This is a genomic window from Novosphingobium mangrovisedimenti (assembly GCF_025153475.1).
Lineage (GTDB): Bacteria > Pseudomonadota > Alphaproteobacteria > Sphingomonadales > Sphingomonadaceae > Novosphingobium > Novosphingobium mangrovi_A.
Genome location: NZ_JANZXA010000011.1, coordinates 143418 through 169142 on the forward strand (window position 1 = coordinate 143418; position 25725 = coordinate 169142).

Consider the following 25725-nt stretch of genomic DNA (forward strand, 5'->3'; position numbering starts at 1 on the left):
CATCCCTGCAAAGAGAGTCGCGACCCAAAAAACGGGGCCAACCCAAACAAAGGGAAGCTCAATGAAGACCCTGACACACCTCGAGAGGCTGGAAGCTGAAAGCATCCACATCATCCGGGAAGTCGTTGCCGAAGCCGAAAAGCCGGTAATGCTCTATTCCGTCGGCAAGGACAGCGCCGTCATGCTGCACCTTGCGCGCAAAGCCTTCTATCCGTCGCCGCCGCCGTTTCCGCTGCTCCACGTCGACACGACCTGGAAGTTCAGGGCGATGTACGACCTGCGCGACAAGATGGCCGAGCTTTCCGGCATGGACCTGCTTGTCTACCACAACCCCGAGGCGCAGGAAAAAGGCATCAATCCCTTCGACCACGGCTCGCTCCACACCGACCTGTGGAAGACCGAAGGCCTGAAGCAGGCGCTCGACAAGTACGGTTTCGATGCTGCCTTCGGCGGCGCCCGCCGCGACGAGGAAAAGAGCCGCGCCAAGGAGCGCATCTTCTCGTTCCGCACGCAGTCGCATGGCTGGGACCCGAAGAACCAGCGGCCAGAGCTGTGGAACCTCTACAACGCTAGGAAGGCAAAGGGCGAATCGATCCGCGTCTTCCCGATCTCGAACTGGACCGAGCTCGACATCTGGCAGTACATCCACCTCAACGACATTCCGATCGTGCCGCTCTACTTCGCCGAGGAACGCCCCACCGTGGAGCGCGACGGCATGCTGCTCATGGTCGACGACGACCGCTTCCCGCTCAAGCCCGGTGAAAAGCCGGTGATGCGTTCGGTCCGCTTCCGTACCCTTGGCTGCTACCCGCTGACGGGTGCCGTCGAGAGCACGGCCAAGACTCTCCCCGAGGTGATCCAGGAAACCCTGCTCACCACCACGTCCGAGCGGCAGGGCCGCGCCATCGACAAGGATGCCGGCGGCGCCGGCATGGAAGTCAAGAAGCAGCAGGGGTACTTCTGACGAACTCTGTTCGTCACCCCGGCGAAGGCCGGGGTCTCGTGCCACAACACGGAACCTAACGAGGGAGATCCCAGCTTTCGCTGGGATGACGTGCAAATGACAAAAGACACTACCACTGAAGAACCCGTCTACGTCGTCGATAGCCTGATCGCGGAGGACATCGACGCCTACCTCGAACAGCACGAACACAAGACGATGCTGCGCTTCATCACCTGCGGCAGCGTCGATGACGGCAAGTCCACGCTGATCGGCCGCCTGCTCTACGATTCGAAGATGATCTTCGAAGACCAGCTCGACGCGCTGACCTCGGATTCGAAGAAGGTCGGCACGCAGGGCCAGGACATCGACTTCGCGCTGCTGGTCGACGGTCTCGCCGCCGAGCGCGAGCAGGGCATCACCATCGATGTCGCCTATCGCTTCTTCAACACCGAAAAGCGCAAGTTCATCGTTGCCGATTGCCCGGGGCATGAACAGTACACCCGCAACATGGTCACCGGCGCCTCGACCGCCGACCTCGCGGTGATCCTGATCGACGCGCGCAAGGGCGTGCTCGTGCAAACCCGCCGTCACAGCTACCTGTGCCACCTGCTCGGCGTGAAGAACATCGTGCTGGCCGTCAACAAGATGGACCTTGTCGACTACAAGCAGGAGGTCTTCGACAAGATCGTTGCCGATTACACCGAGTTTGCGGACTCTATCGGAATCGAGAGCTTCACCCCGATGCCGATTTCCGGCTTCAAGGGCGACAACATCACCAAGCTCTCCGAGAACACGCCTTGGTACAAGGGGCCGTCGCTGGTCGAGCACCTCGAGACGGTGGAAGTGCTCAGCTCGGTTGACGCCGACAAGCCGTTCCGCATGCCGGTGCAATGGGTGAACCGTCCTAACCTCGACTTCCGCGGCTTCTCGGGTCTGATCGCCACTGGCGAAGTAAAGCCCGGCGACAAGATCCGCGTCCTGCCCTCGGGCAAGACCAGCACCGTCAGCAAGATCGTAACCTTCGATGGCGAACTCGACGAAGCCGTGGCCGGCCAGTCCGTCACCGTCTGCTTCGAGGACGAGATCGACTGCTCGCGCGGCTCGGTGATCTCGGTCGCCGACAATCCGCCGCAGACTGCGGATCAGTTCGAGGCAACGATCGTCTGGATGGCCGACGACGCCATGGTTCCGGGCCGGGCCTACTGGCTCAAGCTGGGCACGCAGATGGTCTCGGCGACGGTTCAGGAGCCGAAGTACGAGGTTAACGTCAACACGATGGAGCATCTGGCGGCCAAGACGCTGGAGCTCAACGCCATCGGCGTGGCCGAAGTCTCGACCGACAAGCAGATCGTGTTCGAGCCCTATTCCGAAAACCGCGCGCTTGGCGGGTTCATCCTGATCGACAAGATGACCAATGCCACGGTGGCGGCCGGCATGCTCAACTTCTCGCTGCGCCGTTCGCAGAACGTGCACTGGCAGGCACTGGACATCGGCCGCAAGCAGCACGCCGCGCTCAAGAACCAGACCCCGGCGGTCCTGTGGTTCACGGGCCTTTCGGGTTCGGGCAAGTCAACGATCGCCAACCTCGTCGAAAAGAAGCTGCACCGAATGAACCGGCACACCTTCTTGCTCGACGGCGACAACGTGCGTCACGGGCTCAACAAGGACCTGGGCTTCACCGAGACCGACCGCATCGAGAATATCCGCCGTGTCGGCGAGGTCTCGAAGCTGATGGCGGATGCCGGCCTCATCGTCATCACCGCCTTCATTTCGCCGTTCCAGGCGGACCGCGAGATGGTACGGTCGATGCTGCCCGAGGGCGAGTTCTTCGAGGTGTTCATCGACACGCCGCTGAAGGTGGCTGAGGCGCGTGACGTCAAGGGCCTCTACAAGAAGGCGCGTTCGGGTGAACTGAAGAACTTCACCGGCATCGACAGCCCCTACGAGGCGCCGCGCAGTCCAGAGATCCGGATCGACACGACCAAGCTGTCGCCCGAGGAGGCCGCAAACCTTATCGTCGACACACTGCTGGGAGACGCCTGATGAGCATGACGGACGGTGATCTTGCCGCCCACCTGGCCGATCAGGCGGGCAAAATCCTTCTGCAGGTCCGCGCATCGGGCATGTTCGAGGGCAAGTCGCTCGGCAAGGCCGGGGACCAGACCGCCAACCAGTTCCTCGTCCACGCGCTGCGCCAGCAGCGCGCGGATGACGGGCTGCTCTCCGAAGAGGAGAAGGACAACGCCGAACGCCTCGCCAAGGAACGCGTCTGGATCGTCGATCCGGTCGATGGAACCCGCGAATATGGCGAGGAACGCACCGACTGGGCGGTTCATGTCGGCATGGCGGTAAACGGCGTGCCGGCTCTCGGCGCGGTCGCGCTGCCGGGGCTCGACGTGGTGCTGCGCTCGGATCAGCCGGGAGAAATCCCGGCCGCCCCCGACAAGCTGCGCATGGTCGTCAGCCGGACGCGTCCCGCGAAGGAAGCCACCGGCGTGTGCGACGCAATCGGCGGCGAGCTGGTGCCGATGGGCTCGGCAGGTGCCAAGGCGATGGCGATCCTGCGCGGCGAAGCGGACATCTACCTGCACTCTGGCGGTCAGTACGAATGGGACAGCTGCGCACCGGCCGCGGTCGCGCTGGGCTGGGGGCTCCATGCGTCCCGCATCGACGGCAGCCCGCTGGTCTACAACCAGCAGGATGTCTACATGCCTGATTTGCTGATCTGCCGGAAAGAACACGCGGGCATGGTGCTCGAGAAGGTCAAGGCCTTCCTCTGAGACAAGACGCCACGATGTGAGCGGCTTGGCCGCCTCCGGAAACGGGGGCGGCCATTCAGCCGTTCACGGGGATGAGAAGGCGCAGCCGGCACACCTGGAGTGCTATCGCACCACCATTGGCTGGACGGACTGCTCATCCAGCAAAACCACGGAACGGGACGCGGAAGAGAAATATTCCAGCATTGCGCCATAACCATGCGCGCTCAGCTTGACGTAGACGCGCCGGGCATCTCCAGGGTCTGCCTCGCGAACGAGCAGGCCCTTTTTCTCCAGGATCGCGATCCAGCGAAGCGCCGTGGTCGACGGAACGGCGGCGCCGATGCAGGCGCTGGTCACGGAAAGGCGGCGGCGCTCCTTGGCGGCAACGAACAGGTCCAGAAGAATGTCCCAGGCAGGTTCGCCGAACAGATCCTCGGACCTGAAAATCTTGGCCCGCCGGCGCCGGTCATCGTATGTCTGCCGGGCCAGTTCGCCCCATACCGGGTGGTCCCTGGCAGTTACCGGACTGTTCTGGACGTCCTGATCGTTGGAATTGCCGATCAGCGCCTGCTGAATCTGCGATATGCTCTCACCGATTTCGAGTTCCCGGGCCATCGCCAGAAGCTCGTTGGCGACTCCGATGAGACGGATGGCTTTCGTCCTGTTTCGCATCAACTGGTCTGTGTTCGCCATAGGCCGGTATCACCACTGCCTGGCCACATATACGCTCGGTGGGAATGGGATTCCGCTGTGCGTTTCGTGGCGACAACTAGAGTTGTGGTGGCAAGGTGGCCGAAATTTTCACCGCAATTCGCGATTGAACTTGGATCAATGTTCAGGCTCTCGCACCAATACGGTAGCAGTATTGGCAGGCGTGTTCAGCAACGTCGCGTGAAGGTTAGTCCGGATCGGAGATGTTTCTTGCGATGTCGAACTCGCTGCACAACGCATCGATGGCAGCGTCGAGGTGCGCAGCGGCAAGGAGCGCGTCAATTGCCTCGATTCTGGGAAGCACGGCTTCCAATTCTGCCACAAGAGATTTCGCAATATCGGCTTTGCTCACCCGAGTACTCTCCGTTAGGCGATATTCCCTGCGTGCTCGGAACTTGCATCGATGGGCGTCCTACAACCCACCCCATGCAGGTGCCTGAAACCGAGTGACAGTATCCGATTTGGATCAAACACGACCATCATCGCTTGATAACCGGATGGAGGCATTCGGATTGAAATCGATTTTACTTCTAACACACAAGTGATGAATAAGTCGTAAGCCTGAACTAGTTACATGGAAATTGCCGGGCAATGAACGAAAGAGCCCGGACGCAATGGCCCAGGCTCTTTCCTTCGATACAGGCGCAGTGGATGCGCCTAGCCTGCGAGGGCTTCGCCCAGGCGGGCGATGTGATCGGGCGCCAATTGCAGGCGTGCCGCGCCGACGAGGCTGGCGATCTGCTCAGGGCTGGTCGCGCTGGCAAGCGGGGCGGCAACCCCGGGCTGGCTGTTGAGCCACGCAAGCGCGACCTGGGCCGGTGCGGCGCCGAGTTCTCCGGCAATCTCGCGCAGGACCCGCAGGACATTCCAGCCGCCGTTTGCCGCAGCTTCGTCGAGAGAGAAGGCGCGGCTCGATCCCTCCCAGTCCTCAGCGCTCTGGTATTTGCCGCTAAGAAAGCCGGACGCCAGGCCATAGTAGGGCAACACCGCAATGCCGCGAGCCACGCACAGGTCCTGCAAGGGACCTTCGTAAACCTTCCGCGCGACAAGGTTGTAGAGCGGCTGCATGACCGAAAAGGGACGTGCGCCGAGACGATCGGCAGAGGCCAGCACGTCGGCCAGGCGTCCGGTGCTGTAGTTCGATGCGCCCAGTTCCCGCGCCTTGCCGGATCGGAAGGCTTCGTCATAGGCCTGCACCACTTCATCGAGGGGCGTCGTCCCATCGTCGCGATGGGCATAGTAGAGATCGACATAGTCGGTGCGAAGACGTTCGAGCGAGCCTTCCAGCGCCTTCGCAACCGCTTCGGGCTTGAGCGCGCCCGGTGGCCCGCCCTGGCCTGTTTTCGTGCCGACGCGCATGTCGGCGCGCACACCCCGACTTTCCAGCCACTCGCCGATGATCGCTTCGGATTCGCCACCCTTGTTGCCGGGAACCCAGTTCGAATAGCCCTCGGCGGTATCGATCATCCGTCCGCCAGCCTCGAAGAATGCATCGAGGACCGCGAAGCTTGCGTCCCTGTCGATCGTCCAGCCGAAAACGTTGCCGCCCAGAACGAGCGGGATGCCCGCCAGGGCCGGATGATCGCCAGAAAAGTCAGCCACCAAATTTTTCCTTCAATTCCAGCAAGACCATGGCGGCTTTCGCGGCTTCGCCACCCTTGTCCTTTTGCGCGGGATCCGCACGAACGAGCGCCTGCGCTTCGTTCTCCACGGTAAGGATGCCGTTGCCGATGGCAATGCCGTCCATGGTCAGTGCCATGACCCCACGCGCACTTTCACCCGCGACAATCTCGAAATGATAGGTCTCGCCGCGAATGACGATGCCGATCGCGACGTAACCGTCGTATTCGCCGGCTGCATCGGCGAGCGAAATGGCCGCGGGAATCTCCAGAGCGCCCGGTACGGTGATGACGTCGACCTTGTGTCCGGCCGCCTTGAATGCGGCCCTGGCACCCTCGATCAGCATGTCGTTGAGGTGCTCGTAGAAGCGGGCTTCGACGATCAGAAAGCGGGCCATGTCAGTGTACTCCCTCGGCGTCGTCGCCGACTATTGCGCGTTCGCCGGCGATGTTGAGGCCGTAGCCTTCGAGTGCAACGAGCGAGTGATGGGTATTGCTCAGCAGGACCATGTCGTGAACGCCGAGTTCCGCCAGAATCTGGGCGCCCACGCCATAGTCGCGCAGTTCCTCGAGATCGGGATTTTCGCCGGCGCGCACGCGATGCTTGATGTCGATCGTACGCGACATGAGCTGACCCATCGGCCGGTTTATGAGCACGATCACGCCGGAGCCCTCCTCGGAGATGATCTCCATGGAGCGGCGCAACATGTCGGCCCGATCACCCACGGTCTCACCGAGGATGTCCGCGAAGATGGACAGCGTGTGCATCCGCACCAGGGTCGGCTTGTCGGGGTCGATGCGTCCCTTGACGAGTGCCATGGTCTCGTCGCCGGTAGCCTTGTTGAAATAGGTATAGGCGGTCCATTGGCCGCCGTGGCGGCTCTCGAAGGTGAGTTCCGCCTTTTTCTCGACCATCCTGTCATGCTTGCGGCGATAGGCGATGAGATCGCGGATCGTCCCGATTTTCAGATCGTGCATGCGCGCGAAGCTGATCAGATCGTCCATGCGGGCCATGGTGCCGTCATCGCGCATGATCTCGCAGATCACACCGGACGGGTTCAGGCCAGCAAGGCGGGAGATGTCGACGGCGGCCTCGGTATGGCCGGCCCGAACCAGAACACCGCCGTTGCGTGCCCGCAGCGGGAAGACATGACCGGGGGTGACGATGTCGTCCTTCGTCTTGCTACCGTCGATCGCGACCGAAACCGTGCGCGCGCGGTCGCCGGCGGAAATACCGGTGGTGACGCCTTCACGGGCCTCGATCGAGACAGTGAAGGCGGTCTCGTGCCGGGTGCCGTTGTTCTGGCTCATCAGGTCGAGACCGAGCTGGTCGACCCGCTCGCCGGTGAGCGTGAGGCAGATAAGGCCGCGCCCGTGCGTGGCCATGAAGTTGATCGCGGCCGGCGTGGCCATCTGCGCGGGAATGACAAGATCGCCTTCGTTCTCGCGGTCCTCGTCGTCCACCAGCACGAACATGCGGCCGTTTCGCGCTTCGTCGATGATTTCCTCGATCGGCACGAGCACTTCGCGATCGTCGTTCGAGAACAGCACGCGCTCCAGCTTGCCGAGCGTGTCGGCGGTCGGATTCCAGCCCGGCTCCGTGCAGTCGCGCAGGGTATTGGCGTGGAGCCCTGCAGCGCGGGCGAGACCAGCCTTGCTCATTCCCCCGTCGGAAACGAGCTTGCGGACCTTTTCGATCACATTGGTAGACATTTCAGCATCCATTGTCACATTCTGATGTGAACGCGATACATCTGTCGAACACCACAATGCAATAGCTGTTCAAGAATCCGATTGAGAACAGAATGTTGATAAAGAGAAAGGGGCCGGACCTCGCGACCCGCCCCCTTCAAACTGCTGTGCGCGTCGTTGCGACTCAGGCTTCCTTCTTCCGCCCGCCGCCCATCATCTTGCTGATATCGACCTGGCCGGTAGCAAGGCCGCCCATGAAGCCGCCGTCGACAGGCATAACGATGCCGTTGACAACACTGGCGAGGTCCGAGTTGATCAGAACCAGCGGGCCGGCCTGTTCCTCGGGGGTGGTGTAGCGGCCGAGCGGCTCGGCGGCGGCATCGACGACGTCCTTGCCCGAGGTCTCGTGGAAGGTCTTCATCATCGGCGTCTGCGTGGGCGAGGGCAGCGAGCAGTTGATGCGGATGCCCTTCTTGATGAGCTGGGCGCCCATGAACTGGGTCCACACAATCACGGCTTCCTTGGAGAAGGCATAGCCTTCCGAAACCTGATCCATGTTCGCTTCACACCACTCGAGCCCTGCCTGGAAACCCTGCGTCATCATGAGTTGCATGTGCACGGGGATGCGGCGGCTCCAGCCGAGGCCGCCGGTCGAGGCGATCGACACGATGGCGCCCTTGTCGCCCATCAGCGGAATGACCTGCTCGGTCAGGTGCCGGGTGCCGAGGAAGTTCACCTTCATCACGTCCATCGGCGGGAAGCCGCCGCCGCCCGGCAGGCCGGCGCAGTTGAACAGCGCATCCACCTTGCCGCCAACACCGGCCACGGCCGCTTCGATGGTAGCCGGATCGCGCAGGTCGATCTGGGTGAAGGACGCCATGGGAACGGCGCTTTCCTTGAAGTCGAAGCCGTGGACTTCGGCGCCGAGCTCCACGAGCAGCTTGGCCGTGGCTTCGCCCATGCCCGAGAAGCAGCCACTGACGATGACGCGCTTACCCTTGTAGCCCAGAACATCACTCATTTTCCCGTCCTTCCTCTCTCGGGCGCGGCGCGCAGCAACCGGCCCCCAAATACGTGTGCGGTAGCTAGGCGGGGAGTGCCCTTCGCTTCAACTGCCAACCGGGCTGATCGCTGGCACGATGACCTTGCCTACAACTTTGCAGAAGGCGCCCGGTCGTCCTTTTCACGCTTCCCCAGCGCTTCTCGCGCCCTCGCTCGGATATAGGCGTGAATCTGCCGAATCTGGGTATCGGTCAGGTTCTCGAAACGCGGCATGCCCAGTTCCATCAGCGAGCCGGAGTGCAGGAGTTCGCGGAAGCTGCCAAGGTCAAGCGCAATGGCCGATTCCCGCAAGTCCGGTCCAGGCGTTCCCGTCGCATGCAGCCCCACGCCATGACACGCTGCGCACTGCACCGAAAGTGCCCGTCCCGCGGCAACGTCGGCCTCATCGAGCTTGAGTGCCGGATCGTCGAGCGCATGGACCGTGAAGTCGGGCGGCGGGGAGGGCGGCAGGGCCTTGTCGCCGCCGATGGCGAACGTCAGCAAGCGGCGCGGTTGCTTGCCGAACTTGTAGCCCATGTCCATAAGCTGGCCGTAGGCGGCCGTCGTGCCGCCGTAGCCGACCAGGACGGAGATGTATTGCGTCCCGTCGAGCTTGTAGCTCATCGGCGCGCCGACGATGCCCAGCCCGGCATTGAACTTCCAGAGTTCCTTGCCCGACTTGCCATCGTAGGCCTTGAGATAGCCGGTCGCTGTGCCCTGAAACACGAGCCCGCCCGCGGTTGCCAGCGTGCCGCCGTTCCACAATCCCTTGTGGCGCACGCGCCAGACTTCCTTCTGTGCGACCGGATCCCAGGCCACGAGATAGCCGTGGCCGTCGTCGGGGTCCCGCCTGAGCGCGCTGACCGACACGCCCATGACGTCGAAGGCATCCTCCGGCCCGCCCTCGCGGGAAAAGCGCTGAGCGATCTGCTGCACCGGGATGTAGACCAGTCCCGTCCGCGGGCTGTAGCTCATGGATTGCCAGTCGTGGCCGCCAACCCCGCCCGGCCAGACGATGGATGCTCCCGTCGCGTAGTGCGCCTCCGGACTGACCTCGGGAATACCGGTCCTGGGATCGACGCGCGAAGCCCAGGTAATCTTCGTCGTTTTTCCGGGCTCGTTGAGCAGCTTTCCCGTCTCGCGATCGATCACGTAGAAAAAGCCGTTCTTCGGCGCCTGCATGAGCACCTTGCGGGACTTCCCGTCGATCTCGAGATCGGCAAGCGCCATCTGCGAGGTGTTGTCGTAGTCCCAGGAATCGCCCGGCACCGGCTGGTAGTGCCAGACGTACTTGCCCGTGCCGGCATCGAGCGCGACAATCGATGCCGTGTACAGGTTGCCGCCCGGACCACGCGCTTCCTGGTCATAGGGCGCGGCATTGCCGGTGCCGATGTAGACGCGATCGAACTCGGGATCGAAGGTCATGGCGTTCCACGGACCGCCGCCGCCGCCGGTCTTCTTCCAGAACCCGTCTTCCCAGGTCCCGGCGGCGGCTTCCATCGCCGGATCGCCCTCGTTCTGCTCTGGCGAGCCGGGGACGATGTAGAAGCGCCAGAGCGGCTTGCCTGTCGCGCCGTCGTAGGCGGTGACGAAGCCGCGCGTCCCGAAATCGGCACCGCCGTTGCCGATGATGACCTTGCCGTTCATCACTGTGGGAGCGCCGGTGACGATCGCGTTTACACCCTGGGGTACAGTCTCCGTTACCCACAACTCCTTACCGGTTCGGGCATTGAGCGCGAACAGGCGTCCGTCGAGCGAGGCTGCGTAAATCCTGCCGTTTTCATAGGCGACGCCGCGATTGGCCCCGAACGAGAAATGCATGGCCAACGGATCGTGCTTCCATGTCTCGGGATCGTAGGTCCACCTGATCGCCCCGGTCTTTGCCCCCACCGCGTAGACCTTGGCGTAGCTACCGGTGAAATAGATCGTACCGTCCACCTCGATCGGCGTGGCTTCCAGCGTGACCTCGCCCGGCAAATCCAGCGACCAGGCAAGGCCCAGCTTGCCGATGTTGCCTGTCGAAACCTGATCGAGGCGGGAATAGCTGGTTTCGTCGAAGCCGCCGCCAACCGCCTTCCAGTCATCTCCGGCGCCGGTAGCGGCATCCGTGCTCCCGGAACCGCCGTTCATTCCAGAGCATCCCGGAAGCACGCCGGTAAGTGCCAATGCCGTGGCGGCCATCAACGGCAGGACCTTGCGCCTCATTCCGCTTCCCTTCCCGGTTGTTCGTTCAATTGTTTGCCCAATTGTTCGATTGCCTTGTCTAAGGCGTTTTGATCCGTTGTAAATCGTATCTCGCCCGCTCGCATTGCCGGCGCGCGCTTGCTAGGGCAGATGCTGGAACACAACGGCGGAAGGTTCTCAGGTGGCAAGCAGGCAGGGTGGCACGCACAAGAAGAGTGTGGATCGCCGTCAGGTAATCCTCGACGCGGCGGCGCGGCGCTTTGCCGAATTCGGTTTCGAGACGACGACCGTTCGCCAGATCGCGGACGACGTGAACATCCTGTCCGGCAGCCTCTATCATCACTTCGCCACCAAGGAGGAAATGCTGGGGGAGATCGTGCGCGGCGCGGTCCTCGACCAGCGCGAACGGGCCCAGCGCATCGCCGCTTCGAGGCTCGATGCCGAGACCAAGTTCGTCACCCTGATCCGTGAGGAGCTGTCCGCTCTGGCCGAACGCATCGAGGCCTATGCGATCATCTTCAACGAGCGAAAGTTCTTTCGCCGCAGCCCCGATTTTCTCTACCTGATAAAGGCCCGCAAGGAGGCTTTCGAGGCCTGGCGTGCGGTGCTCGAGCAAGGCGTGGAGGAAGGCCTGTTCCACGCGGGGATCGACAGCTACCTGACGATTTCCACGATCATGCGCATGCTCAATACCGGCGCCGACTGGTACCGCCACGAAGACGGCTCGCCGCTCGATGCCATGGCGGAATATTCTCTGGAAGCGCTGACCGATTTCTACACCGGGTTCGCCCTGCGTTCAGTGCGTTCCGCCGGGCGTGCCGGAGAGCCGATCCCGGCGGCTATGCGGCAGGCGTGACCATGGCGGTGCCATCGCTCTACCGCGAGCCGGAACGGGCGGCACGCATTGCCCTGATCGCAGATAGCCATGCACGCCTGCTGGGCCGTCCCCTGAGCGGGCCGGCAGACGACGTCGTAGCGGCACTGTGGGACTCGCCGCTCGCCATCCTCGCGCACGGGACGGAGCAGGATCCGGTGTTCTTCTTCGGCAACAAGGCCGCGCTCGCGGCGTTCGAAACCGATGTCGAGGCTTTCACGCGAATGCCGTCCCGGTTGTCGGCGGAAGCGCCTTTGCGCGAGGAACGTCAGGCCCTGCTGGACCGCGTGACGGCGAACGGGTTCATCGACGACTATGCGGGCGTGCGCATCAGCGCCAGGGGGCGACGTTTTCGTATCGGACCGGCGGTAGTGTGGAACCTGATCGACGAGAGCGGAAGGCGCCACGGGCAGGCGGCCTGCTTCACGCCGTGATGGTGGAGGCATGAGCAAGGCCGATCCCCGGGTCGTCGCTGCGGTCATGGCGCAGGTGCATGCCGCGCTTACCGAGACCGGGAGGCGCCCCGTGGTCATCGGCCTGTGCGGAGCGCAGGGTTCAGGCAAGACGACACTGGCGCGCGCCGTGCTCGCGGCCTGTTCGGACGAGAGCCTTCGTGCCGCCATGCTGTCGATAGACGATCTCTATCTGACCCGCGCGGAGCGGCAGGCACTGGCGCAGGACGTTCACCCGCTGCTGGCAACCCGCGGGGTTCCCGGAACGCATGATGTCGCTCTGGGGCTTTCGGTGATCGATACGCTGGAACGAGGGCAGGGCACTCGCTTGCCACGCTTCGACAAGGCCCGGGACGACAGGGCGCCAGAGAGCGAATGGCCGCTGGCGCCGCGCGCATGCGAGGTCTTGCTGTTCGAAGGCTGGTGCGTGGGCGCGCGTGCGCAATCGGCGGAGCATCTGGCGCAGCCGGTCAACGCCCTCGAGGCCCGGGAAGATGCCGATGCGGTGTGGCGCAGCTATGCCAACACCGCGCTGGCAGGGCCCTATCAGTCGCTGTTCGCGCGGATCGATCGGCTGATTCTGCTCGCCGCGCCCGGATTCGATGTCGTGTACGGCTGGCGTCTCGAACAGGAACGGGACCTTGCAGAACACGCGGCCCCGGCCGACCGGGTCATGGACGAGGCCGCGATCGCCCGGTTCATAGCACACTACGAGCGCCTGACCTGCCACATCCTTGGCGAAATGCCCGGTCGTGCCGATCTGGTCGTCCAGCTGGACGCAAGGCGGTGCCCGGTCGAAATCCGCCGCCTCCGCTGAAATTCAGCCTTTCTCGGCCTGTCTGCGAACGGCATCCGCGCGTTGGCGCTTGCGCCGTTCGAGATCATGCAATGTCGGTATGGCGGCTTCGATGACATCTGCCAGCACCGCGCCGCGTTCTCCGGGCGGTCGCGGCGCACCCGCCGTGGTGTCGGCATGAACCTGTCGTTCGATCTCTGCATTGAGCAGGGCGCCGAGCAGGACGCCATAGGCGGACAAGTACAGCCACATCAGAAACACGACGATGGCCGACAGCGAACCGTAGGTGGCATTGTAGTCGCTGATGTAGGCGACATAGAGCGAAAAACCGAAGGACACGGCGATCCATAGCAACGTCGCCAGCACCGATCCGGGCAGCAGCCATCGCCATTGGGCAGGACGGCGATCGGGCCCGTAGCGCATGATCAGCGCGAAACCGCCGGTTCCAAGTCCGACGGCCAGCCCCCATGTCAGGAACTTGAACAGCAACTGCGTGGCGCCACCCAGGTACACGCTTGTCTGCGTCTGCAGCCAGGCGAAAATGCCTCCCGACAGCACGCCTGTCAGCGCGATCAGGACCGCTGCCAGGGTCAGGCCCGTCTCGCGCAGGGTCAGGGCGATGAATCCGCGCGTCTCATGTTCGTCGTTGATGATGTTCAGCGCGCTGATCATGCCACTGGCGGCCCGCATCCCGCCGTAGATCGAGAAAAACAGCGCGATCACCAGCGCGAGGCCAGTCACGCCGGAACTGGTCGAAACGATCCGTACAAGCTGCGACTCCAGTATCGTTGCCGCTTCGGGCGGGAGAACGTCGGTCAGCCGCTCCATCTGGTGGCTCACGGTGTCCACATCGCCGACGAGTCCATAGACCATTACCGTCGCCGCGATCAGCGGTGTCAGCGCCAGAAAGACGTAGAACGCAAGGCCTGCGGACAACAGCCCCAGTTCGTGAAAACCCTTCATCACCCAGACGCGCCTCAAGGCGTTGTACCAGCCTGCCCAGGGCATCGACCAGGGCGCACTGGCGTTGGCTCCGGGAGGCAGTCCGGGTGCCGAAGCGTCACTTTTCGTCATGGGAGCAAATCTGCACGGGAACTTTCACTGTTGCAATGCGATAGGTTTGTTCAGGAAGGATGATGTTTCCCGTGATCTCAAAGGGGTGATTCGTCTCGCTGCCCATGTCCTGGCTAATCGATTACCCACCGGCTTGTTCCCATCGCTGTCGCGGCGGCGTTGGCCTTCTTGCACTGTCCCTCGCGCTCGCATTGCCGGGAACGTCCGCGCTCGCTCAGGATACCACGACGGATTCCGCCGCGGATGAGTCGCAAGCGGATCCGCTCGAGGCGGGGCACGTTGCCGTGCCCGCGCCGCCCGCAGACATCGACCTGCCGGAGGTCGTGCCGGTGATTTCCGATACCGAGTTCAATTCGAAGATCCCGGCGCTGGCGCCCGGAGACGATGCCGAACTCGACAAGCCTCTCGAATCGATCGAGGCGTTCCAGCGCAGGTTGATGGGCGAACAGACCGAAGCGGAGCAGCCTGCGACATCTGACACGGCCGCCAAGGTGGACAGCGAGGAGGCAGAGAAGACCGGCGAGGCTCCCGTCGTCGACAGCGAACTTGCCGCGCCCTTGCCCCCGATCGAACAATTCGAAGTGACCCCGATCGAGTTTGCCGACGATGCAGCGGACAGCGATGAGAGCGCGCAAGTGGCTTATCGGGTGGACATCGAAGGACTGGACGAGGCCGACAAGCAAAGCGCCACCAGCCTCAAGGGCACGTTCAATTCATTGTCGGCTCTCAGGAAAGGCCGTGGCAAGGCATCGAACGCCGCGATGGTGCGCGCCCGACTTGCGGAAGACAGCCAGCTTCTCGAAACCATCCTGGCTTCCGAAGGCTGGTATTCGGCCAGCGTGCGCACGCGGCTCAGGCCGTCGCGCGACGACAAGGACAAGACGCTGGCCGCAATGCTTTCGGTAGATCCGGGCAAGCGCTACGTCTTTTCGGATATCGTCATCAAGGCCGACCCGACCGAGCCGCCCAATCTCATTTCCGACAACCTCGCGCTCAAGGTCGGCAGTCCGATCATCGCGGACGAGGTCCAGAGTGCCGAGGCGCAAGTAGCCGTGGCACTGCCCGAGAACGGCTACCCATTCGTGGAGTTGGGCGACCGGGACATCCTGCTCGACAAGAGCACCGGCGACGGCGTCTATACGCTTCCGGTCGACATCGGTCCGCGCGGACGGTTCGACAGTTTCACCACCGACGGCGACCAGGCTTTCGATGCCCGTCACATCCGCGTCCTCGCCCGCTTCAAGCGCGGCGAAATCTACGACAGTCGCAAGGTCGACGACCTGCGCAAGGCGCTGGTCGCCACCAACCTCTTCAACGCGGTATCGGTCGAGCCTGTCCGCAGCGGCGAGACCGCGGACGATGGCACCGAATACGTGACGCTTCATGTGCGGCAAGAGGCCGGGCCGCCGCGTACCATCGCCGGTTCGCTCGGCTATGCGGCAGGCGAGGGGCTTACGGCGGATGCGTCCTGGACGCACCGCAACTTCTTCCCGCCCGAAGGCGCACTGATCGGCCATGCGACAGCCGGCACCCAGCAGCAGGGCGTGGGCGCGACGTTCCGCCGCTCCAACGCGGGCAAGCGCGATCGCACGTTCGAAGTATCGGCCGAGGCATTTCACAACAACTACGACGCCTACAGCGCCTATACAGGCCGCCTCGCGGCCCACATCAGCCGGGATTCAACGCCGCTCTGGCAGAAGCGCTACACATATGGCTATGGCGTCGAATTGCTGGGCACGGCCGAAACCGACTACAATGCGGAAACCGGCGACCGCAATCGCCGTACCTACTACATCGCCGGCATCAACGGACAGCTCGGTTTCGACACGACCGACAATCTCCTGAACCCCACCAGCGGCTTTCGCCTGACCGCGCTCGTCCAGCCTGAGACGACCGTCAACAAAGGGTTCCATCCCTACGTCCGTGCGCGTTTCGATGCATCGACCTACTACTCGGTGAGCGATAGCCTGGTACTTGCGGGCCGGGTGCGTTTCGGCACGATCCAAGGGGTCGGCCTGTTCGACATCGCACCATCGCGGCGCCTTTACGCGGGCGGCGGCGGATCGGTGCGCGGTTATGCCTATCAGGGCCTCGGCGAACAGGCACCGGACGGCAAGCCGGTCGGTGGGCGCAGCCTCAACGAAGCCTCGTTCGAAACACGCTACCGTTTCGGCAACTACGGCGTGGTCGCTTTCGTCGACGTCGGCCAGGCCTATCGCGAGACGATGCCCCAGTTCTCGGATTTGCGGTACGGTGTGGGCATCGGTGGCCGTTTCTACACGAACTTCGGCCCATTTCGCCTGGACGTGGCGACACCGCTCGGCCGAAAGCCGGGTGAATCGCGGATCAATGTCTACGTTTCGATCGGGCAGGCGTTCTGATGAGCGGAGAAGACCAAACGGAAACCGCGATCGAGGAGACCGCGACGGAACGGCCCTCGCTCTGGTACCGCGTCAAGGTGCGGGCCCTGAAGACGGTCGTGCTCGGACTGCTCGGGCTTGTCGCGCTGGTCGTCGCGATCATCTTCGGCATCGATACCGGCCCGGGGCACCGCTTCGTGGCGAACCAGATCGCCGGGCTCAGCTTCGAGAATGGCATGCGCATCGCCGTCGGCCGCATCGAGGGGTCGCTCTACGGCAAGATGACGCTGCACGACCTTTCGGTGCGCGACCCCAAGGGCGAATTCCTCTTTTCGCCGGAGATCCACGTCGACTGGCGGCCCTTCGCCTACCTGCGAGACCACGTCGACGTACGCAGCGCCACCGCGGCACGGATGGTCCTGCGCCGCGCGCCGAAGTTTAGGGAAACACCGCCCAGCGACGCACCGCTTCTGCCGGATCTCGACATCGACGTCGGTACCTTGCGCATCGACCGCTTCATCGCCGAGCCGCCGGTTTCGGGCGAACGCCGCATCGTCTCGATCGACGGCAGCGCCCACATCGCCGACGGCCGGGCGCAAGTGAATGCCAGGGGGAGCACGATCGCCATCGCAGGCAAGGAGGGCGGCGACACGTTCACCCTCATGCTCGATGCGGTTCCATCGAAGAATCGGCTGGGCATCGATCTCGACATGGATGCACCGAGAGGAGGGCTGATCGCCTCGCTGGCGGGCCTCGACCAGCCGATGACGCTCAAGATTGCAGGCAAGGGTGACTGGGCGGCCTGGAACGGAACGTTCCGGGCAGACCTCGGCAAGAACGAACTGGCGCGTCTGGCGCTGACCGCGCGCAACGGCACGTTCGCCATCAAGGGGCCCACGCACCTTGCGCGCCTCTTCACCGGGCCGACGGCGGGGCTTCTCGGTCCCATCACCAATTTCGATCTGTCCGCGGCACTGGATGAACGGCGCGCCACGCTTTCGGGCATGATGTCCAGCGATGCATTCGACTTTACGCCCAATGGCATTGTCGATCTGTCCGAGAACCGGTTTGAGCAGCTCAAGCTCGCCTTCGTGCTGCTCAAGCCTTCGGCAATGGCTCCGAACCTGAGCGGCGCGGGGCTGCGAGCCCTGTTGACGCTGGACGGTGCCTTCACCTCGCCCGCCGTCGATTACCAGATCGATGCCAAGCGGCTGGTCATGAACGGCGTGGGTCTCGAAAACCTGAAGGCGCAAGGCGCGGCCAGGGTCGATGGCAATCACGTCATGATCCCCGTTTCGGCAAGAGTGCAACGCGTGACCGGGCTCGATACCGCTGCGGGCGGAACCTTGCCGAACGTGACGCTGAACGGAGACATCGCCATCGAAGGCACGCGCCTGCTCTCCGACAACATGCGGCTCCGGTCCGATCGCATCGATGCCGGACTGATCCTCGTCGCCGACATGAGCAAGGGGCTCTATACCGGGACGATCGACGGACGGGTGGACAACTACCGTCTCGCCAGCGTCGGCATCTTCACCGTCAGCACCAACATGGACCTCAAGACAGAGGCCAGGGGCTTCGCGCTCCAAGGAACGGTGAAGGCGAGTTCGAAGAAGCTGCTCAACGACAGCCTGCAAGGCTATCTCGGCGGCAATTTCGCGGCATCGACGAACCTTCGCTACACATCCGACGGGCTGGTGCGTTTCACCGACCTGCGTCTGACGGCGCCGGACCTGCGCGTGACCAACGGGCAGGGAAGCTGGTCGCCGAATGGACGCATCGCCTTCACCGCCGATGGCAGCTCGGATCGCTATGGCGCGATCGGCGTGCGCGTCTCCGGCACCGTGGCCGATCCCGACGCGCACCTGACCGCCGAACATCCCGGATTGGGCATCGGCCTTGCCAACCTCGATGCCCGTGTCACCGGCGCGGAGGGAGGCTATCGCCTCGGCCTTACCGGCGATACCGACTACGGCCCGCTCAAGGCCGACGTGACGCTCGGCACCCGCACCCCGACGTCGCTGCACGTCAACAGTGCCAATCTTTCCGGCATCAACTTCGCGGGCGATCTCGTCCAGACCTCGCAAGGCCCCTTCGCGGGCGAACTGACAGCGCTCGGCAATGGCGTCGGCGGTGTCCTCAGGCTTGATGCCGAAGGCGAATACCAGGCGGCCGATTTTAATCTGCGCGCGAACAAGACCGTGTTCGAGGGCCCCGCCCAGCTGGTGATAGGTTCGGCCCGGATCGACGGCCGGGTTGTGCTGTACGACCAGCCCACGCTGGTTGCCGATGCAGAACTTTCCGATACCTATCTGGGGTCGTTCAACCTCGCCGCCGGGCGCATGCTGATCGACTATCGTGACGGGCGCGGCAAGGCCAAGGGACTGATAGAAGGGATCAGCGGGGTCCCGTTCCGTCTCGGCTTCAACGCCGACATGACGCCCGAGTTGTGGCGCGTCGCGCTTCAGGGGCGGGTGCGCGGGCAGACGGTCAAGACCGTCAGTCCGGCGCGGATCGTGCCGGGGGCGGAAGGCTACGAGCTGCGGCCCACGACTGTCAGCCTTGCGGGTGGGACGGTAAGGCTCGCGGGCACATACGGGCCCGGTCTCAAACTGCAGAGCCGCCTCGAAGGCGTCGACCTGGCTCTGATCGACGCCTTCTCGCCCGGCCTGGGGTTCGGCGGCAAGGCGAATGGCAGCTTCGATTTCGAACAGAGCGATCCGGGGGCCTTCCCCCGCGCCGATGCCCGGCTCACGCTCGACGGTTTCACGCGCACCAGCGCGACGACGATCAGCAAGCCGGTAGATGTCAGTCTGGTAGGCAAGCTGCTGCCCGACGGAGGGGAGGCGCACGCGGTCATCCGTCAGCGCGGATCCGTGATTGGCCGCCTCGTGGCGAACCTGAAGCCGGTACCTCCGGGCGACGCCCCCTGGCTGGCACGCCTGTTCGAAGCGCCGCTTAGCGGCGGCGTCCGCTACAACGGGCCTGCTGACACCCTGTTCTCCTTCGCCGGATTGGCCGGACAGGCGCTTACGGGCTCCGTGGGCATGGCCGCCGACTTTTCATGCCACTTGTCCGACCCGTGCCTGAACGGCCTCGTGCAAGGCAAGGACATGACTTACGAAAACCTGGCTTACGGTACGCGTCTCACGAAGATGACCATGTCGGGCAAGTTCAGCGGCGATTCGCTTGAGCTGACCACGCTCACGGCAAAGGCCGGGGATGGCAGCGTCAGTGCCAAGGGCAAGATGAGCCTCGCGGCCGAGAGCGGCTATCCAATGGACATCTCGGTCGAACTGGACAAGGCCCGGCTTGCGAGGAGCAATGCCCTTGCCGCGACGGCCTCCGGGACGCTGCGCCTGACCAAGGCCGCTGGCGAGACCGCATTGCTGAGCGGAGACCTGCGCCTGCCCGAAACGCGATACCAGATCGTGCGCGAGGGGGCCGCACAGGTACCTCGCCTTGCCGGGGTGCGCTTCAAACCTCCCTTGGGCCCTGTGCGCATCACGGGGGACGAGACAGCCCCGTCGATGTCCAGAATCTTCTCGCGGATACGCCTCGACCTGCATCTGAAAGCGCCCGACCGGCTCTATGTCTCGGGAATGGGGCTCGAATCGGAATGGAGTGCGGACTTCGATCTGGACGGCACGAGCGCGGCGCCGAGACTCACCGGCGAGGTCAAGCTCGTTCGGGGCACGCTGGGCTTTGCCGGTCGGTCGTTCACGATCGAGAATGGCCTGATCTCCTTCACCGGCGGGCCGGCCATCGATCCCACCGTCGCCATCACTGCGACAGATACCGTCGAAGACGTGGACGTCAGCGTGAACGTGTCGGGCCGCGCCATGGACCCCCAGATCGATTTCAGTTCCGCGCCATCGCTGCCCGACGACGAGATCCTCTCGCGCATCCTCTTCGGCAGCTCGGTGGCCAACCTGTCCGCGCTGCAGGCGGTGCAGCTGGCCAGCTCGCTCAATTCGCTGCGCGCAAGCGGCGGCGGGCTCAATCCGCTTGGCAAGTTGACGTCTGCCACGGGGATCGACCGCCTGCGCATCCTCGGCGCCGACGAAAAGACCGGACGCGGCACCGCGGTCGCTGCCGGTCAGTATCTGACCGACGATATCTACGTCGAGTTGATCACCGACGCGCGCGGCTTCACCGCGACGCAGCTGGAAGTGAGCGTGACCAAGTGGCTCTCCGTGCTCAGCCAGGCGGGCGGCTCGGGCGCCAACAAGGTAAACCTGCGCATCAAGAAGGACTACTGATGCGCAGGCTCGCTTATCGAGCGCGCGCGACACTGGCGGCCCTGACCTTCGCGCTGACACTCGCGGCCTGCAAGCGCGAACCCGACTTCAATGAGCGTTACGAGGCGGCCAGCGCAAAAGTCACCCAGACGGCCAGGGAGATAGACGACCGAATCGCCGCAACAGGAGTGCCCGAACCCGACGCGCCTGACGGCCCAGGTGAGTAACCTCGGCGCGTGGAATGAATGGATTTTCGAAGAAAGGGTGGTGGACGCACTAGGGCTCGAACCTAGGACCCGCTGATTAAGAGCTGAAATCAGAGGGTCCTTACGCTTCCGCATGCGTCCAAAAACGGCTGAAATCCGCGATTCATAGTCCGTATTGTTCTTGAAATGTTCGCCAGTATCCACTACAAAAAGCTACCTAAGGTAGCAGGGACATATGGCGAACAAAGTTGGTTTGACGGATGCTCGGATCGCAGGTTTGAAAGCGCCTGCAAGCGGGCAAATTGAGGTCGCTGATGGCATCGTGACCGGTCTGCGGCTCCGAATGGGAGCGAGCGGCACCAAAACTTATATCTTGCGTAAGCGCGTTCAAGGTAAATGGTTGAACGTGACTATCGGGCGGCATGGCCCGAATTTCACTCTCGCACACGCCCGTCGGAAGGCGCGGGACCTGCTCGTCGACGTTGAGCAAGGCAAAAGCATCGCCAGAAAGCCGGGAGCTAAGAGGAAGGGGGCGAAGGGTGTCGGCACCGTCGCCGAACTATACGAGACATACCTGGCTCAACAGATCGTCGGCAAAAAGCGGAGCGCGAATGAGTTCGACCGGGTTTTCCGCAAGTACATCGAACCTGAGCTAGGCGACCGCCTCGCCGATTCGGTCACCCGAAGCGACGTCAGCCGCTTCGTGGAGAAGATCGCATTTGAGCGGGGCAAGGAAACCCTGACGATGGCTCGCATCGTTTATCGGCACCTTTCGACGTTTTACTCATGGGCGCTCACCAGACTTGAAAATCTGCCAGCCAATCCGTGCCGGGACGCCTGGCGCCCAAAACGGAGCGAGCCTCGCGACCGGGTGCTCAGCGATCGAGAGGTCGCTGCACTGTGGCAAGCCGCCGTCGAGGATGGCTATCCGTTTGGCCATCTTGTGCAGATGTTAATTCTCACAGCCCAGCGCCGGGGAGAGGTGCTCGACGCCACTTGCGACGAGTTCGACTTCAAGGGGAAAGTTTGGACTGTACCAGGAGATAGAGCGAAAAACGGCAAGGCAAATGTGGTGCCTTTATCCGCACAGGCCCTCGAGGTCGTCACCGACATCTTCGCGACCGCCGGGATCGCGCCTGAAGATGCTCATAAGCAATCCCAAATTCTACTGGCATCCAAGGTCACCAGCACAAACAGTGTCAGTGGGCTGTCAAAGGCCTGGAAGCGGATAAGGGCAAGGGTGGACGAGAAACTCGGCTATGAAGCCGCTCATTTCACCATGCATGACATTCGCCGGACGGTGGCGACCGGACTGCAAAGGATTGGAATACCACTGGTCGTTTCAGAGGCCGTTCTCAATCATCAGTCCGGCTCGGCAATGGCTGGTGTCGCCGGGGTCTATCATCGGCATCAGTACACGAATGAAAAACGCGAAGCTCTCGCGCTGTGGGGCAAGGAGGTTCTAATGCTCGTCGCGAAGTATCCGCCGCAGGACAGTCAGGAAGAATGACTCTCCACCCCGAGCCAGTCGGCGCGTATTCGATCCATGCCCGCGACAACGCCATCAACGGTCACTGTAGATCCGATGAAGTCCTCACCGACATCATCGCCTTCGATAATCCAGACATCGTCAGCAGCAGTAGTCAGGATCATTCCGCGCCTGCCATGGCTTAATGTCCCCGACACACGTATTCGACCCGCACTCACAATGCCCCCCGCTTAAAAACGCCAATGGCGCAGCACTTCACGCACATAGGCCGGCGTCTCGCCATTGCGAGGAATACCGCCTGCGCGCTCGACGGCACCTGGACCTGCGTTGTAGGCAGCGAGGGCCAGATGAACTACCCCGAACTTGTCGAGCATCTGGCGTAGATATTTGGCCGCACCGAAAATGTTCGCCATCGGATCGAAGCGATTTGAAACGCCAAGGTCCCGCGCGGTCCCCGGCATCAGCTGACCCAGACCGGCGGCGCCAGCCTTGCTGATCGCCAAAGGATTATACCGCGATTCCGTCCAGACAAGAGCGTCGAGAAGGCCGCTTGGTAGCGAGTATTGAGCCTCAGCAGCGTAAACATGAGGAAGGTAGCTTGCCCGACGGAATCCCGATGGCGCGCTGCCTTGGGGCTTTGGATATCGATAGGGCAGATAGGTTCGACCCGTATCGGTAGCCGGCGGCTCGGACGAGACCGTTGGAGGCTTTCTCCAAATGCCATGTTCGACGAGAAGGAAGCCATCAGTCCCTTCTGCAACGCGGAAGCCGTCGGTCGTCAACTCCGAGGCAACGGTCATCTGAGGGGGCTCCATCTCCTGCGCGTGAGCGGGGAGGACGGACCCAAGTCCTGTCGTTGCCCCTGCAACTACTGCCCATTTCAGTCTCATTCCCGAATCCTTTGGTGTCGAATCGGGAAAGAACATATATAGAACATCCGATGTAGGTAAATTTCGTGAGGGCAGGGGTGAAGGTCGTGTCGGCGCCAGCGTAGGCAGCGCTGGCGGCCAGTGCTGCGACCGCAAGCGGTACCGCGAATGTCATGGCCCGCCCGAACTTCGAGGGGTTCTGATCAATGGCGCCGGAACGCCGGGAGAGGGTGAGAGACTGCATATGGAGCTCCATCTGGCGGGGGTGAACCCAGCGTTTTTTTCGTTCGCTGTGTGTTCCACATGCATCTAGGAAATCGATGTAGGAAAGTCGGATTGCCGCTGGGGCTGAAGTGGCGGACGGATATGGACGCATCAATTGGCCGGCGTCGGCGATAATACGCAGAAACAGCGGCTTATCTGGTAATCAACGTCGACGAATTCCGACAAAAGTGGGGGTGATTGTCGGCGACTCGGGCCTAGGGGATGATTCGCCTAGAAACGAGATGTTCCGTAAATGTTCTTTTCGTTTTCCTACATCAACCGCGCGCGATATGGCTACGACTCAGTTCCTCATCGTTGGAGTTTTTGTCGATGCATCAGCCCGCGCCATTCCGAGGCGAAGCCAACACCAGCCTCGCGCACATTCTTGCCCATGCAATCGAGTCGTCTGACAAGCCCAAGCACCAGATCGCTCGAGAAGTCGGGATCCACCGCGAGACCCTGCTTCGTGTCATGCGCGGCGATCGGCCGATCGGCCTTGATGAAGCCGCGCGCGTTCTCGATGTCTGCGGCGCCTTTCCCCGCGCCAGCATGATCCTGGCCTTGGCTGGTCAGGAGGATCTCGCCTGCGAATGGATGCGCAGCGAAATGGGGGAGTTTCTTGAGGACTTCTTCACGGCCTTGCCAGGTCAGCTCGAACGAACGCTTGGGCGACGCGTCGAAGATTTGCGACCCCGGTGGGCGAACGGCACTTCACAGCTCGTCGCCCGCATGCTTGCCAAGCACATCGATGATTTTGCCAACCGCGACATTTCGATGTCGCTGCCGCGCTGATCCAATTCACCTCGGAGGGGACCGAGAAATTGACCCAACAGGAACGATCATGAATGCACAGCCCCAGCCTACCGAGGACGGCGCAAACGCTGACCAGGCTTCGCTACTAAGCCCCCCGCCAGCTCGGCTCTTGCGGCTGCCCGAAGTCATCGACCGCGTCGGCCTGCGTCGTTCGGCCATCTATCAGCGGATGAGCGAAGGGCGCTTTCCCAAATCCCGCTCGCTCGGTTCCAAATGTGCGGTGTGGGTTGAGGCGGAAATCGACGCGTGGATCGCAGCTGTTGCCCGTTCTCCAGATTAAGAGCGGAGCCATAGGCGAGGTGCGGCCCGGCACAAGTGGGCGGGGCGCAGAGCCGCCACGAGGGGGCGCGGCGCCACATGCCGAATTGCTCACCTGCAGTAAAGCGGTCGTGACGGGTTGTCGCGGCCGGGCAGCTGGCAGGTTGTGGACAGCAGGTCCAAAAATTGCCAGGACAACGTGGTTGGGCTCGTAGACGCGGGCGACACTTCGCAGGCGCTCATTGCTCCGAACGCTGCTGTCACCCTTCACTGTGATCGGGACGAACCTCGCGTCCGGTTTGCATAGAGGAGGTGCGGATCGCTCGGCGCGTGCGGCCATGCTTGTCAGGTCCCTGAAGAGCTTTTCGAAATTCGTCCCTTTTTTCGTGGATGGAAGCAATAGCTCGCCCCATAGGAATGCCGATATTGACCAGGAGGGCTTCTGACAGTTGGAGGCTTGCCTCGATCGCCTCAGGCACGGCGTCGGTGACGTCCAGATCATAGAGCCGGGCCGCGTGCTTGGCATCGCGGGCGCGTGCAACTATGACCAGATCGGGCTGTTCGGCACGCGCAGCCGTGACCACCGACTCCACCACGGGCGGGCTGGCCATCGTCACGACGAGAGTTTGGGCCGAAGCGATACCGAGACGACGCAACAGCTACCGACTGGCAGCGTCACCGTAGAGGATCGGTGTGCCCTTCCGCAGCTCACGCGCGACGAGAGTCGAATCATTATCCAAGGCGACTTGCGATGCCCATAGCTCTTGCCCACTCGGCCATCGACGATCTGGGTGCGCTTCTCGGTTTTGCCATAGGCATAGGCACCGGCGTAGAACGGGTTCTTGAGGACGCTAATGACGTTGCGATAACGGATCGGAACCCAATCGAAGGAGACCATCATCTTGCCGTCCGACGGGCGCGGAAAAAGCATACCTTCGGCGGTCAGCGCGATCAGCTGTCAATGGGCACCGAAGTTTCCGCAGATGTGGGCGCTTAAAATTCCCTATGCTGGCGGTTCAGGACGGTCGGTGATCAGCCGTATTCGGGATCAGGATTTCCTTTCTTTGTCGGCCGGCCACG

Annotated in this window: 24 protein-coding genes and 1 tRNA gene; 12 read left to right on the forward strand and 13 right to left on the reverse strand. The window is 62.8% G+C overall.

Annotation, left to right across the window (positions count from 1 at the left end; genetic code table 11):
* The first annotated feature begins 1 nt into the window (after position 1).
* From cysD to NZK81_RS16045, 3 genes are all read left to right on the forward strand, one after another.
* Positions 2-964, forward strand: coding sequence for a sulfate adenylyltransferase subunit CysD (gene cysD / locus NZK81_RS16035; RefSeq protein WP_260047105.1), 963 nt, complete (start codon positions 2-4; stop codon positions 962-964).
* A 96-nt stretch (positions 965-1060) separates the two neighbouring features.
* Entirely contained in the window at positions 1061-2986 is a 1926-nt protein-coding gene (gene cysN, locus NZK81_RS16040) for a sulfate adenylyltransferase subunit CysN (protein WP_260047080.1), read from the forward strand.
* Positions 2986-3723: a 3'(2'),5'-bisphosphate nucleotidase CysQ gene (locus NZK81_RS16045; protein WP_260047081.1), complete on the forward strand. Its 738-nt coding sequence runs from the start codon at positions 2986-2988 to the stop codon at positions 3721-3723. Before cysN ends, NZK81_RS16045 begins: the two co-directional genes overlap by 1 nt.
* Positions 3724-3825: 102 nt before the next feature.
* Here the strand turns inward: NZK81_RS16045 and NZK81_RS16050 are convergent, their stop codons facing one another.
* From NZK81_RS16050 to NZK81_RS16080, 7 genes are all read right to left on the reverse strand, one after another.
* Positions 3826-4395: a helix-turn-helix domain-containing protein gene (locus NZK81_RS16050; protein ID WP_260047082.1), complete on the reverse strand. Its 570-nt coding sequence runs from the start codon at positions 4393-4395 to the stop codon at positions 3826-3828.
* Positions 4396-4600: 205 nt separating this feature from the next.
* Positions 4601-4765 (reverse strand): hypothetical protein, encoded by a 165-nt coding sequence (locus tag NZK81_RS16055; protein WP_260047083.1) that lies wholly within the window; start codon positions 4763-4765, stop codon positions 4601-4603.
* 305 nt (positions 4766-5070) lie between these two features.
* Positions 5071-6015, reverse strand: coding sequence for an aldo/keto reductase (locus NZK81_RS16060; protein ID WP_260047084.1), 945 nt, complete (start codon positions 6013-6015; stop codon positions 5071-5073).
* Positions 6008-6430 carry a 6,7-dimethyl-8-ribityllumazine synthase gene (gene ribH, locus NZK81_RS16065; RefSeq protein WP_260047085.1) on the reverse strand — a complete coding sequence of 141 codons (423 nt, stop codon included), beginning with the start codon at positions 6428-6430 and terminating at the stop codon, positions 6008-6010. Before ribH ends, NZK81_RS16060 begins: the two co-directional genes overlap by 8 nt.
* A gap of 1 nt (position 6431) precedes the next feature.
* Entirely contained in the window at positions 6432-7745 is a 1314-nt protein-coding gene (ribB, locus tag NZK81_RS16070; RefSeq protein WP_260047086.1) for a 3,4-dihydroxy-2-butanone-4-phosphate synthase, read from the reverse strand.
* 163 nt (positions 7746-7908) lie between these two features.
* Positions 7909-8745 (reverse strand): coniferyl-alcohol dehydrogenase, encoded by an 837-nt coding sequence (locus tag NZK81_RS16075; RefSeq protein WP_260047087.1) that lies wholly within the window; start codon positions 8743-8745, stop codon positions 7909-7911.
* Between the two features lie 128 nt (positions 8746-8873).
* The gene (locus tag NZK81_RS16080) at positions 8874-10970 is read right to left on the reverse strand and encodes a PQQ-dependent dehydrogenase, methanol/ethanol family (RefSeq protein WP_260047088.1); all 2097 of its coding nucleotides are present in this window, start codon (positions 10968-10970) and stop codon (positions 8874-8876) included.
* Positions 10971-11130: 160 nt separating this feature from the next.
* Between NZK81_RS16080 and NZK81_RS16090 the strand changes: the two genes are divergently transcribed.
* The 3 genes from NZK81_RS16090 to NZK81_RS16100 are packed head-to-tail and all read left to right on the forward strand — an operon-like array spanning position 11131 to position 13092.
* A complete protein-coding gene (locus tag NZK81_RS16090) occupies positions 11131-11805 on the forward strand; it encodes a TetR/AcrR family transcriptional regulator (RefSeq protein ID WP_311202100.1) in 675 nt (224 codons plus the stop codon).
* 2 nt (positions 11806-11807) lie between these two features.
* Complete coding sequence (locus NZK81_RS16095; protein ID WP_260047089.1) at positions 11808-12257, forward strand: MEKHLA domain-containing protein; 450 nt, start codon at positions 11808-11810, stop codon at positions 12255-12257.
* A 10-nt stretch (positions 12258-12267) separates the two neighbouring features.
* A complete protein-coding gene (locus tag NZK81_RS16100) occupies positions 12268-13092 on the forward strand; it encodes a kinase (protein WP_419181696.1) in 825 nt (274 codons plus the stop codon).
* Between the two features lie 3 nt (positions 13093-13095).
* On the opposite strand, the gene NZK81_RS16105 is transcribed toward NZK81_RS16100, so the two are convergent.
* The gene (locus tag NZK81_RS16105) at positions 13096-14145 is read right to left on the reverse strand and encodes a YihY/virulence factor BrkB family protein (protein WP_260047090.1); all 1050 of its coding nucleotides are present in this window, start codon (positions 14143-14145) and stop codon (positions 13096-13098) included.
* A 104-nt stretch (positions 14146-14249) separates the two neighbouring features.
* Here NZK81_RS16105 and NZK81_RS16110 point away from each other — a divergent pair, with 104 nt between their 5' ends.
* The 3 genes from NZK81_RS16110 to NZK81_RS16120 are packed head-to-tail and all read left to right on the forward strand — an operon-like array spanning position 14250 to position 20973.
* Positions 14250-16526, forward strand: coding sequence for a BamA/TamA family outer membrane protein (locus tag NZK81_RS16110; RefSeq protein WP_419181698.1), 2277 nt, complete (start codon positions 14250-14252; stop codon positions 16524-16526).
* Positions 16526-20767, forward strand: coding sequence for a translocation/assembly module TamB domain-containing protein (locus NZK81_RS16115; protein WP_260047092.1), 4242 nt, complete (start codon positions 16526-16528; stop codon positions 20765-20767). The genes NZK81_RS16110 and NZK81_RS16115 overlap by 1 nt, the downstream gene beginning before the upstream one ends.
* The gene (locus tag NZK81_RS16120; RefSeq protein ID WP_260047093.1) at positions 20767-20973 is read left to right on the forward strand and encodes a hypothetical protein; all 207 of its coding nucleotides are present in this window, start codon (positions 20767-20769) and stop codon (positions 20971-20973) included. The genes NZK81_RS16115 and NZK81_RS16120 overlap by 1 nt, the downstream gene beginning before the upstream one ends.
* A gap of 38 nt (positions 20974-21011) precedes the next feature.
* Here NZK81_RS16120 and NZK81_RS16125 read toward each other — a convergent pair.
* A tRNA-OTHER gene (locus tag NZK81_RS16125) sits at positions 21012-21093 on the reverse strand.
* A gap of 94 nt (positions 21094-21187) precedes the next feature.
* On the opposite strand from NZK81_RS16125, the gene NZK81_RS16130 reads away from it, so the two are divergent.
* Positions 21188-22462 (forward strand): tyrosine-type recombinase/integrase, encoded by a 1275-nt coding sequence (locus NZK81_RS16130; protein ID WP_260047094.1) that lies wholly within the window; start codon positions 21188-21190, stop codon positions 22460-22462.
* On the opposite strand, the gene NZK81_RS16135 is transcribed toward NZK81_RS16130, so the two are convergent.
* Both NZK81_RS16135 and NZK81_RS16140 read right to left on the reverse strand, forming a co-directional pair.
* The gene (locus tag NZK81_RS16135) at positions 22450-22659 is read right to left on the reverse strand and encodes a DUF5818 domain-containing protein (RefSeq protein WP_311202101.1); all 210 of its coding nucleotides are present in this window, start codon (positions 22657-22659) and stop codon (positions 22450-22452) included. The genes NZK81_RS16130 and NZK81_RS16135 overlap by 13 nt on opposite strands.
* 12 nt (positions 22660-22671) lie before the next feature.
* The gene (locus tag NZK81_RS16140) at positions 22672-23331 is read right to left on the reverse strand and encodes a lytic transglycosylase domain-containing protein (protein ID WP_260047095.1); all 660 of its coding nucleotides are present in this window, start codon (positions 23329-23331) and stop codon (positions 22672-22674) included.
* A 573-nt stretch (positions 23332-23904) separates the two neighbouring features.
* On the opposite strand from NZK81_RS16140, the gene NZK81_RS16145 reads away from it, so the two are divergent.
* Both NZK81_RS16145 and NZK81_RS16150 read left to right on the forward strand, forming a co-directional pair.
* Complete coding sequence (locus tag NZK81_RS16145) at positions 23905-24366, forward strand: transcriptional regulator (RefSeq protein WP_067187099.1); 462 nt, start codon at positions 23905-23907, stop codon at positions 24364-24366.
* Positions 24367-24415: 49 nt separating this feature from the next.
* On the forward strand, positions 24416-24667 hold the full coding sequence (locus NZK81_RS16150) for an AlpA family transcriptional regulator (RefSeq protein ID WP_188822938.1): 252 nt from the start codon (positions 24416-24418) through the stop codon (positions 24665-24667).
* Positions 24668-24905: 238 nt separating this feature from the next.
* On the opposite strand, the gene NZK81_RS16155 is transcribed toward NZK81_RS16150, so the two are convergent.
* Both NZK81_RS16155 and NZK81_RS16160 read right to left on the reverse strand, forming a co-directional pair.
* Positions 24906-25301 carry an NAD-binding protein gene (locus tag NZK81_RS16155; protein WP_229710617.1) on the reverse strand — a complete coding sequence of 132 codons (396 nt, stop codon included), beginning with the start codon at positions 25299-25301 and terminating at the stop codon, positions 24906-24908.
* Positions 25259-25600, reverse strand: coding sequence for a recombinase family protein (locus tag NZK81_RS16160; RefSeq protein WP_311202103.1), 342 nt, complete (start codon positions 25598-25600; stop codon positions 25259-25261). Before NZK81_RS16160 ends, NZK81_RS16155 begins: the two co-directional genes overlap by 43 nt.
* Positions 25601-25725: the final 125 nt, after the last annotated feature.

Coding starts and splice junctions, on each gene's coding strand:
- NZK81_RS16115 (WP_260047092.1), top strand. CDS start 16,526: ATGAGCGGAGAAGACCAAACGGAAACCGCGATCGAGGAGACCGCGACG.
- NZK81_RS16045 (WP_260047081.1), top strand. CDS start 2,986: ATGAGCATGACGGACGGTGATCTTGCCGCCCACCTGGCCGATCAGGCG.
- NZK81_RS16095 (WP_260047089.1), top strand. CDS start 11,808: ATGGCGGTGCCATCGCTCTACCGCGAGCCGGAACGGGCGGCACGCATT.
- NZK81_RS16050 (WP_260047082.1), bottom strand. CDS start 4,395: ATGGCGAACACAGACCAGTTGATGCGAAACAGGACGAAAGCCATCCGT.
- NZK81_RS16120 (WP_260047093.1), top strand. CDS start 20,767: ATGCGCAGGCTCGCTTATCGAGCGCGCGCGACACTGGCGGCCCTGACC.
- NZK81_RS16130 (WP_260047094.1), top strand. CDS start 21,188: ATGGCGAACAAAGTTGGTTTGACGGATGCTCGGATCGCAGGTTTGAAA.
- NZK81_RS16105 (WP_260047090.1), bottom strand. CDS start 14,145: ATGACGAAAAGTGACGCTTCGGCACCCGGACTGCCTCCCGGAGCCAAC.
- NZK81_RS16150 (WP_188822938.1), top strand. CDS start 24,416: ATGAATGCACAGCCCCAGCCTACCGAGGACGGCGCAAACGCTGACCAG.
- NZK81_RS16100 (WP_419181696.1), top strand. CDS start 12,268: ATGAGCAAGGCCGATCCCCGGGTCGTCGCTGCGGTCATGGCGCAGGTG.
- NZK81_RS16075 (WP_260047087.1), bottom strand. CDS start 8,745: ATGAGTGATGTTCTGGGCTACAAGGGTAAGCGCGTCATCGTCAGTGGC.
- cysN (WP_260047080.1), top strand. CDS start 1,061: ATGACAAAAGACACTACCACTGAAGAACCCGTCTACGTCGTCGATAGC.
- NZK81_RS16080 (WP_260047088.1), bottom strand. CDS start 10,970: ATGAGGCGCAAGGTCCTGCCGTTGATGGCCGCCACGGCATTGGCACTT.
- NZK81_RS16145 (WP_067187099.1), top strand. CDS start 23,905: ATGCATCAGCCCGCGCCATTCCGAGGCGAAGCCAACACCAGCCTCGCG.
- ribH (WP_260047085.1), bottom strand. CDS start 6,430: ATGGCCCGCTTTCTGATCGTCGAAGCCCGCTTCTACGAGCACCTCAAC.
- ribB (WP_260047086.1), bottom strand. CDS start 7,745: ATGTCTACCAATGTGATCGAAAAGGTCCGCAAGCTCGTTTCCGACGGG.
- NZK81_RS16110 (WP_419181698.1), top strand. CDS start 14,250: ATGTCCTGGCTAATCGATTACCCACCGGCTTGTTCCCATCGCTGTCGC.
- NZK81_RS16140 (WP_260047095.1), bottom strand. CDS start 23,331: ATGAGACTGAAATGGGCAGTAGTTGCAGGGGCAACGACAGGACTTGGG.